The sequence below is a fragment of the Murinocardiopsis flavida genome (genome assembly GCF_003014485.1).
Lineage (GTDB): Bacteria > Actinomycetota > Actinomycetes > Streptosporangiales > Streptosporangiaceae > Murinocardiopsis > Murinocardiopsis flavida.
This window is the reverse complement of the sequence record NZ_PYGA01000001.1, coordinates 617,710-625,442: the sequence shown is the minus strand read 5'-3', so window position 1 is coordinate 625,442 and position 7,733 is coordinate 617,710. Positions and strand designations below refer to the sequence as shown.

Genomic DNA, 7,733 nt, shown 5'->3' with positions numbered 1-7,733 from the left:
GTGAGAAGGGCGTCCAGGTTCTTGTTCACACCTCGATCATGGGCGCCCTTCGCCGTGTCTAGACCGGGCTCCGCAATAACCCATCAACGATCTAGTGCAGCAGTGTCGAGATCTCGCTGATGGTCGGGCACGGCCAGCGCAGCATGCAGCAGTTGCAGCGGTGGACGCCCGCGGCGCCCGAGCCGACGCCGCCGCTGTCGCGCGGGCGGTGCAGGGTGATCAGGTTCAGGCAGAGGTCGGCGAACACGGCGACCTCGGTGCGGGCGTTGGCGTAGAACGCGACGTCGTTGATGTGCAGGAGCGCGTCGTCGGTCGCTTGGGCCGGGATCCCGACGGTGTCGGGCCCCCATGGCACGGCTTGGGCCGCGCGCTCGCGGACGCCTTCGACGAAGAGTATGAGCCGCTGGTGGTTGTTCAGTTGCCGTGGCGCCGGCGCGGACATGTCGATGGGCATGGTGGCACTTCCCCCCTGGCCGGAGTGGCCGCCCCGACCGCATCACTCTCAGTGATGCAATGTTACAGAGTGTTGTGAGATGTGCGGGGTACGCCACGGGGGACGCGCCGATGCCGCAGGAGGCGGGCAGGCGCGGCGCGCGGACGAGAGGGCGGCGGGACGCCGCGGGAAGGGGTCCGGGCGCCCGCCGCCGTGCGGAGCGCCGGTGGGGGACGCGCGGGTCGCCCCGGGGGGCGTGGAACGACCCGCGCTGGTCCTCTCCGGAAATGCCCCGTCCGCAAGATCACCAATCGTTCCCCGCGCGGCGGGAATCGGCGGCCCGCCGATCCGGACCTCAGGCGAAGAAGCCGGTCGCAGCCGTAGGCGTGCGCACCATTCTGTACAGCCAGATCTGCCCGAGGAGCGCGACCGGAACCGCGGGCAGCAGCATCACCAGGACCAGGGTCAGCGTCGGCCCCGGCGGCGTGCCCAGCGGCAGCTCGACGGCCGTGGCGACGAGGAGGACCGGCGCCGCGATCGCCAGCGCCGAGGTGTGCCGCGACCAGCGCGGCCCCGACAGCCCCACCGTCGCCGTCAGCGCCGCCGCCAGCACCACCGCCACGACCGCCGCGGGGACGATCCGGTCCAGTGCCGGGCCGCCCGGGAGGGGGAGCGCCGCCAGGGTGACCACCACACCGGCGAGCGCGGACCGCGACAGCAGCCGGGTCGCCCGCCCGGCGACATCGGCGCTCTCCGCGAGGGCCGGCGCGCTCGGCGCGGGCGCGGCGACCCGCACCGCGCCGCCGCCACCGGCCGGGACGGCGGCGGGGGCGTCCTGGACCGATTCGTGGACGGGCACGAGCCGCTCGGCGCCGAACGCCGCGCCCCGCAGGGCGAACAGCAGCACGACCGTCGCCGCGCACGCCAGGGCGAACGGGCTTTGCAGCGTGCCGCCCGCGAGGGTGCCGCCGATCGCCAGCCCCCAGCCCACGGCGAGCGTCCAACTGCCGCCGACGATCGCGGTGTCGCAGGCCCGCCGCCACCAGTCGGTGTCGACCCGCGCCCGGAACCACAGCCCGGCGTCGCGCCACAGCCACCCGGCGAGGATCGCGAGGAACACCCCCCACAGCGGGTTGAGGACGGCGGTCTTCAGCTCGGGGAACACGCCGGCGGTCAGGCCGACGGCCGCGACCAGCCACACCTCGGTGCCGAGGAAGTAGGGGGCGATGGCGGCGGTCGCCCGCCGGCGGTCCTGCGGGCCGCGGGTCAGGTAGGGCATGAGCATGCCCAGGCCGATATCGCAGCCGGCGAGCACGAGGTAGCCCACCAATAGGCCGACCAGGATGAGTGCGGCGATGAGTTCCACGGGGTTCTCCTCAACGGACAGACAAGGCGTCGGGGGCCGGCGGCTAGAAGCGGTGCACGGGTGCGGGCGGTTCGGCCGCGGGAACCTGCTGCGGGGCGAGCGGCGAGCCGTCGGGGCCGCGCCGGGCGAAACGGACGATCAGGAACCACGTGACCGTCGCCAGGACCGCGAACGACACGGTGAACAGCACGAAGGAGAGGGCCGCCTGCCCGTTCGTCATCGGCGTCACCGCGTCGGCGGTGGTCAGGTGGTACTGCACGGCCCACGGCTGGCGGCCGACCTCGCGCTCGACCCACCCGCCGATCGTGGCGCCGAACGGCAGGAACGGGGCGAACACCAGCACCCAGTGCAGCCAGCGCCACCGGTCGATGCGGCGGACCAGCCACGCCAGCAGCATCAGCACCGCCAGCACGGAGATGAACAGCCACGCGAACGTCATGACCGCGGATCCGAGACCGGCCACGACTTCCGTGCCTGCGCCCCGGCTCCGCTCCACCGCCTCGATCTCCGCGGCGCTGAGCGTCATCCCCTTGGTGGGGTTCTCCATGCCGCGGACCATGTACTGCATGCCGCCGAAGGTGACCGTCGGGAACGCCCCGATGGCGGTGAGCAGGGCGCCCGTGCGGATACCGCGGCCGAACATCCCGTCGGGGTCGTACCCGCGCACCAGGTGGTAGGCGCTGACCGCAGCCACGATCAGGCCGCCGACCAGCAGCGAACCGGCGATGATGTGCGCGAAGGCGAGGAGCGTCGAGGGGTTGGCGGCCAGCGCCCCGATGTCGGTCAGGACGGCCACGCCGTCGCGGATCTCGAAGCCGACGGGGAACCGCATGAAGCCGTTGGCGACCAGCACCCAGTACGCCGAGAGGTAGGCGGTGAGGGTGACCACCAGGAAGCAGGACCAGTGCGCCCAGCGACCCATGCGGTCCCAGCCGAAGATCCACAGGCCCAGGAACGTCGACTCGATGAAGAAGGCGACCATCGTCTCCACGGCCAGCGGAGCGGCGAACGCGTAGCCGAACATCTCGTTCAGCCCGCTCCAGTTCAACGCGAGCTGGAGCTCCATCACCAGCCCCGACAGGATGCCCATCCCGTAGTTCACCAGGTAGAGGCCGCCCCAGAACCGGACCGCCCGCATCCGCGCCTCGTCGCGCCTGCGCGCGGCGTTGAGTTGGGCGAACAGGATGACGGGCGCCATGCCCAGGGTGAACGCCACGAACAGGTAGTGGGTCCCCGCGGTCAAGGCGAACTGCAACCGCGCCCACATCAGGGGGTCGTCGAACACGGGGCACTCCTCGGGGCGGAACGGATCTCGGTGCACTGGCGCCGCGCCGAGCAGGGCGCGGAAGCAGTGCAATAATCCGCTCCGCGGGGGTGTGCGGGCATCGGCCGCCGGGAGGCACTTCGGCCTACCACCACGGGAGTGCGTCGTCGGACCCCCTACAGCGCCGGGGGTACGGAATGACCCTGAGACCGCCCTGACGCGGGTGCCCGGGACACCGGGGTCAGCGGCTCCCGCCGGGCGTGATCAGTCCGCTCTCGTAGGCCACGACGACGAGCTGCGCGCGGTCGCGCACCCGCAGTTTGATCATGGCGCGGCTGACATGGGTCTTCGACGTCGCCGGGCTGACCACCAGCTGCGCGGCGATCTCGTCGTTGGTCAACCCCCCGCCGACCAGCGCCACCACCTCGCGCTCGCGTTCGGTGAGCTGCGCGAGGTCGTGGCCCGGCGCGGAGGGCCGGGGGCGCGCGGCGTAGTCGGCGATGAGCCGCCGGGTGACCGTGGGCGACAGCAGGGCGTCGCCCCTGGCGACCACCCTGACCCCCTGGATCAGCTCCTCGGGTTCGGTGTCCTTCACCAGGAAGCCGCTGGCGCCCATGCGCAGCGCCTCGAAGATGTACTCGTCCAGGTCGAACGTCGTGAGGATGACGATGCGGAGCGTGTCGTCGGCCCCGTCGGCGAGGATGCGCTCGGTGGCGGCCAGGCCGTCCATCCCGGGCATGCGGATGTCCATCAGGACGACATCGGGCCGCTCGGCCGCAGCCAGCCGCACCGCCTCGGCGCCGTCGGCCGCCTCCGCGACGACGCTGATATCGGGGGCGCTGTTGAGCAGGGCGCGAAACCCCGCACGGACCAGCCCTTGGTCGTCGACCAGCATGACCCGGATCACCCGAGGTTCCTCCTCTGCTCGCTGCCGTCCGCTGCCGCCGCGTCCCTGCCGCCGGCGGCGTAGGGCACTGAGCGGGGCAGCCGGGCGTGGACGCGGAAGCCGCCGCCGTCGCCGGGCCCCGCGTCGAGCGCGCCGCCGAGGGCGGCCGCCCGCTCCCGCATCCCGCGGATGCCGTTGCCCGCGGCGAAGCCTTGGGGGGCGCCGCGCCCGTCGTCGGACACACCCACGGTCAGGTCGTCGCCGTCGAAGGCGACGCGCACATCGATGCGCCCGGCACGGGAATGCCGGACGGCGTTGGTCACCGACTCCTGCACGATCCGGTAGGCCGCGGCGCGCACGTTCGCGGGCAGGACGGACGTGTCGCCCTCGGTGTCGAAGCCGATCGCGATCCCCGACGTGCGGCTGCGCTCCAGCAGCTCCGGCAGGTCGGCCAGGTCGGGGGTCGGCGCGCGCGGCGCCTCCTCGTCGACCGCGCGCAGCACGCCGAGCGTCGCCCGCAGCTCCTTCAGGGTGTCGCGGCTGGTCGATTTGATCGTGGACAGCGCCTCGCGCGCACGTCCCGGCTCGGCGTCGATGAGATACAGGGCGGTCCCCGCCTGCACGTTGATCAGGGAGATGTTGTGCGCGACGACGTCATGCACCTCGCGCGCCAACCGCAGCCGCTCATCGGAGGCGGACCGGCGCAGCGCCTCCTCGTGGACCCGCTGCGCCTCGGCGGCCTGCTCCTTGCGCGCGTCCGTGGCCTCGTTCTGCTTGCGGACCACCTCGCCGCTGATCAGGAACAGCAGCACCCACGACAGGTTGCCGAGCGCGTGCGCCGCGAACGGCTGGTCCAGGAAGAAGACCTCGATGCCGTGGAACGCGGAGTAGAACCCCAGCCCGAACGCCCACGCCTGCCAGCGCATCCCCCGGACGACCACGCTCACCAGCGCGAGCATCGCGGGCAGGATCACCAGGCCGTCGGGGAACGCGTTGACGTAGTAGAGCATGGCCGTCGAGGAGGCGACCGCCAGGACCGTCACCGGGAACCGGCGCCGCCAGTACAGGCTGCCGCAGGCGATCAGGATCAGCACCAGGCCCCACGGCACCACCGCGCGGGCGCCGGGGTCGGCGAAGAAGCTGCTCGCGAGGACGATCCCGGTCAGCAGCAGGACGACGGTGAGGTCGTCCTGTTCGAGGCGGCGGAGGAAGTCGCGCATGGTGAGAATGACAGTAGCCGCAAGGAGGGGCCTCCCCGCGTCCCCCTTGGGGAGGCACTGCCGCGGGCCGCGGCTACTCCCGGGGGCGTAGCGCGCCCCGCCCCGGTCGGGCCGGGCATCGGCGCCTTGGTCAGGCCGGTGCGGGGGCGCCTCGGTCAGGTCGCGCGCCGCCGCCCCGGCAGCAGGTAGTCCGCCGCCATCGCGACGAGCAGCAGGACACCGCCCAGCATGCCCAACACGGTCATCTCCTCGCCGAGCAGCACCATGGACAGCACCGCCGCGGTGAGCGGCTCGGTGACCGTCGCCATCGCCACCGCGGAGTCGGAGGCCGTGCGCAGCCCGGCGAAATAGGCGACGTAGGCGATCGCCGTCGGCACGAGCGCGAGGAACGCCAGCAGCCCGATGCTCTCCGCGTCGGCGGGCACCGCCATCCCCGCCCACAGCCCTGCGGGGAGCAGCAGCACGCCGCCGATGAGGCCGCCCACCCCGATGTTGACCAGCGGGTCGATCCCCGCCCCCGGCCCGCGGTTGAGCAGGGTCATCACCGAGAACACCAGACCCGCACCCAAGGCGCACGCCACGCCGCCGGCCAGCCGCCAACCGCCGCCGTCGGGCCCGGGGAACCCCGTGAGGAGCACGAGTCCGGCGACGGCGATCAGCACCGCCGCCGCCAGGCGCGGCGCCGGCGCCCGGCGGGCCGCCAGGCACAGCCCCGCAGTGACGAACACCGGGACGCTGCCGATCTTCACCAGCGTCGCGAAACCGACGGGGACGAGCGCCAGCGAACCGAAGTACAGGCCCTGGAACACGGCGTGCAGGACGCCGTTGACGAGCAGCGCGCGCACCGGGGGACGCCCCCGCAGCCGCCCCGTCGCGACGAGCAGGACGGTGATGAGGCCGCCGCCGAGGAGGAGCCGGTAGGCGGCGACCGACAGCGGCGCCAGCCCGGCGTCCGCCTGGAGCAGGTGCCCCGAGATGCCGCCGGTGCCCCAAAGAAGGCCGGCGGTGAGAAGCAGGACGAAACCCCGGTGGGCGGACGCGGGCACGGGGTCGGGCGAGGCTGCACAGGACCGCGGGGTGGAACGTGACACGGAAGGACTCCAGCGACGGCGGGCGGGCGAGCGGCGTCGGCGCGGGGCGTTTTCCCAGGACGGACGGAGGCCGGTGCGGTGGCAGGGGCCGCGCGGCGCGCGGCGGCCACGATCACGGGTCCCGGATCACCGGTGCCGCGGACGCGCAGGCGCGCCGCACCGGCGGGTCGGCCCGTGGGCGGGTCCGACCGCGGAATGCGTTCGTCTCAGTGGTGGCCGGCACTGCCGGCCGACGCCCCGATCAGGAGTTCGGAGGGGGTGTCGCGAACGTCCCGTGTGTGTGGTCCATGCGGGCGAGGCTACCCGGTCCGATCCAGTGCACGCGGCGGGACCCCACCCGGTCCGGCCAGGTGTGCGCGCGACGACATCAGCCGGTCCGAGCGGGTGCGCGCACGAGGGCCCCACCGTGTCCGGTCCGGTGCCGCGGCGGGGCATCACCGGGTCCGGTCCGGTGGGCGTCGGCCGGGCACCGCCCGGCCCGGTGCCGTGCGCGCAAGGGGCGTCACCTGGTCCGACACCGCCGCGCGCACCGGTGCGCCGGTGCCGCGGCCCGCTCCGCGGTGCGCGCGGCGGTGTCGGAACGCCATCATGGGGAGATACGTCGAAGGCGTGCGCGCCCCAACGGGGGACACCGGCCGTGGTGCGCACGCCGTCAAGGAGTAGCGCCGTACCAATGCACGCCCCACAGTTCGGGCCCCCCGGCGGGCCCGGCCCCGACATCCGCATCCGACTGCTGGGCGAACCCTTCCACGCCGCGGCGCCGTTCCTGCGGGTGCTCGTCCTGCCGAACTCCGCGGGCCTCGGGCCGTCGCCGCTCGCGTACTCGATCAGCAAGGAGCTCTCCGCCGTCCTCTGCTACCGGCCGAACCCGCACACCTACGACGCCGTCGTCCTGGACGCCGCGTTCACCCAGGTGTGGGGCCTCAGCAAGCAGGACCTGTGGTTCACGGCGCTCGCGAACATGCGCTACGAGTCGTTCGAGCCCCAGGTGTTCCAGACCACGGCCGATACCGAGGTCACCGTCGTGCACGGAATGACCTGGCCGGGGACCGCGCACGTGATGCGGCTCGTCGACCTCATCCACGGCCCGGCGCCGTTCGGGGCGGTGGTCATGCTGCCCAACAGCAACACCATGATGTTCGCGGTCCTGCGCAGCAAGCGTTCCCTGCCGATCATCCCCTTCATCTTCCAGACCTTCCAGTCCCTCGCCGCCGACGCACCGCCGCTCACCGACCACCTCATCTGGTGGCGGGACGGCTCGGTGCGCGCCATGGGCACCCGGGTCGGCCAGGGCGGCAGCGTCGAGATCGCCCAGTCCACCGAGTTCTCGTTCCTGCTGGACCACGAACTCCCCGACTGACCGGCGCCCGGCCCGCCGGTCCCGTCCCGTGAGGCCCGCCGGCTCCGACACCTGGTGCGCTCCGGTCCTCGACCGCACGGGTGTTCCGGCCCGGCGGATCGGTTGCGGGGCGC

The 7,733-nt window shown here is 73.2% G+C and carries 7 protein-coding genes; 1 reads left to right on the top strand and 6 read right to left on the bottom strand.

Annotated features, from left to right (window positions below):
• Nucleotides 1–91: 91 nt before the first annotated feature.
• From CLV63_RS02725 to CLV63_RS02700, 6 genes are all read right to left on the bottom strand, one after another.
• Nucleotides 92–454, bottom strand: a complete 363-nt coding sequence (locus CLV63_RS02725) for a hypothetical protein (RefSeq protein ID WP_106581213.1) — start codon at nucleotides 452–454, stop codon at nucleotides 92–94.
• Between the two features lie 334 nt (nucleotides 455–788).
• Nucleotides 789–1,799, bottom strand: coding sequence for a cytochrome d ubiquinol oxidase subunit II (locus CLV63_RS02720; protein WP_106581212.1), 1,011 nt, complete (start codon nucleotides 1,797–1,799; stop codon nucleotides 789–791).
• Between the two features lie 43 nt (nucleotides 1,800–1,842).
• Nucleotides 1,843–3,084: a cytochrome ubiquinol oxidase subunit I gene (locus CLV63_RS02715; RefSeq protein ID WP_106581211.1), complete on the bottom strand. Its 1,242-nt coding sequence runs from the start codon at nucleotides 3,082–3,084 to the stop codon at nucleotides 1,843–1,845.
• A 220-nt stretch (nucleotides 3,085–3,304) separates the two neighbouring features.
• A complete protein-coding gene (locus tag CLV63_RS02710; protein WP_106581210.1) occupies nucleotides 3,305–3,970 on the bottom strand; it encodes a response regulator in 666 nt (221 codons plus the stop codon).
• The gene (locus CLV63_RS02705) at nucleotides 3,967–5,169 is read right to left on the bottom strand and encodes a sensor histidine kinase (RefSeq protein WP_106581209.1); all 1,203 of its coding nucleotides are present in this window, start codon (nucleotides 5,167–5,169) and stop codon (nucleotides 3,967–3,969) included. The genes CLV63_RS02710 and CLV63_RS02705 overlap by 4 nt, the downstream gene beginning before the upstream one ends.
• 155 nt (nucleotides 5,170–5,324) lie before the next feature.
• Nucleotides 5,325–6,215: a DMT family transporter gene (locus tag CLV63_RS02700; RefSeq protein ID WP_106581208.1), complete on the bottom strand. Its 891-nt coding sequence runs from the start codon at nucleotides 6,213–6,215 to the stop codon at nucleotides 5,325–5,327.
• 718 nt (nucleotides 6,216–6,933) lie between these two features.
• Between CLV63_RS02700 and CLV63_RS02695 the strand changes: the two genes are divergently transcribed.
• Nucleotides 6,934–7,620 carry a hypothetical protein gene (locus tag CLV63_RS02695; RefSeq protein ID WP_106581207.1) on the top strand — a complete coding sequence of 229 codons (687 nt, stop codon included), beginning with the start codon at nucleotides 6,934–6,936 and terminating at the stop codon, nucleotides 7,618–7,620.
• Nucleotides 7,621–7,733: the final 113 nt, after the last annotated feature.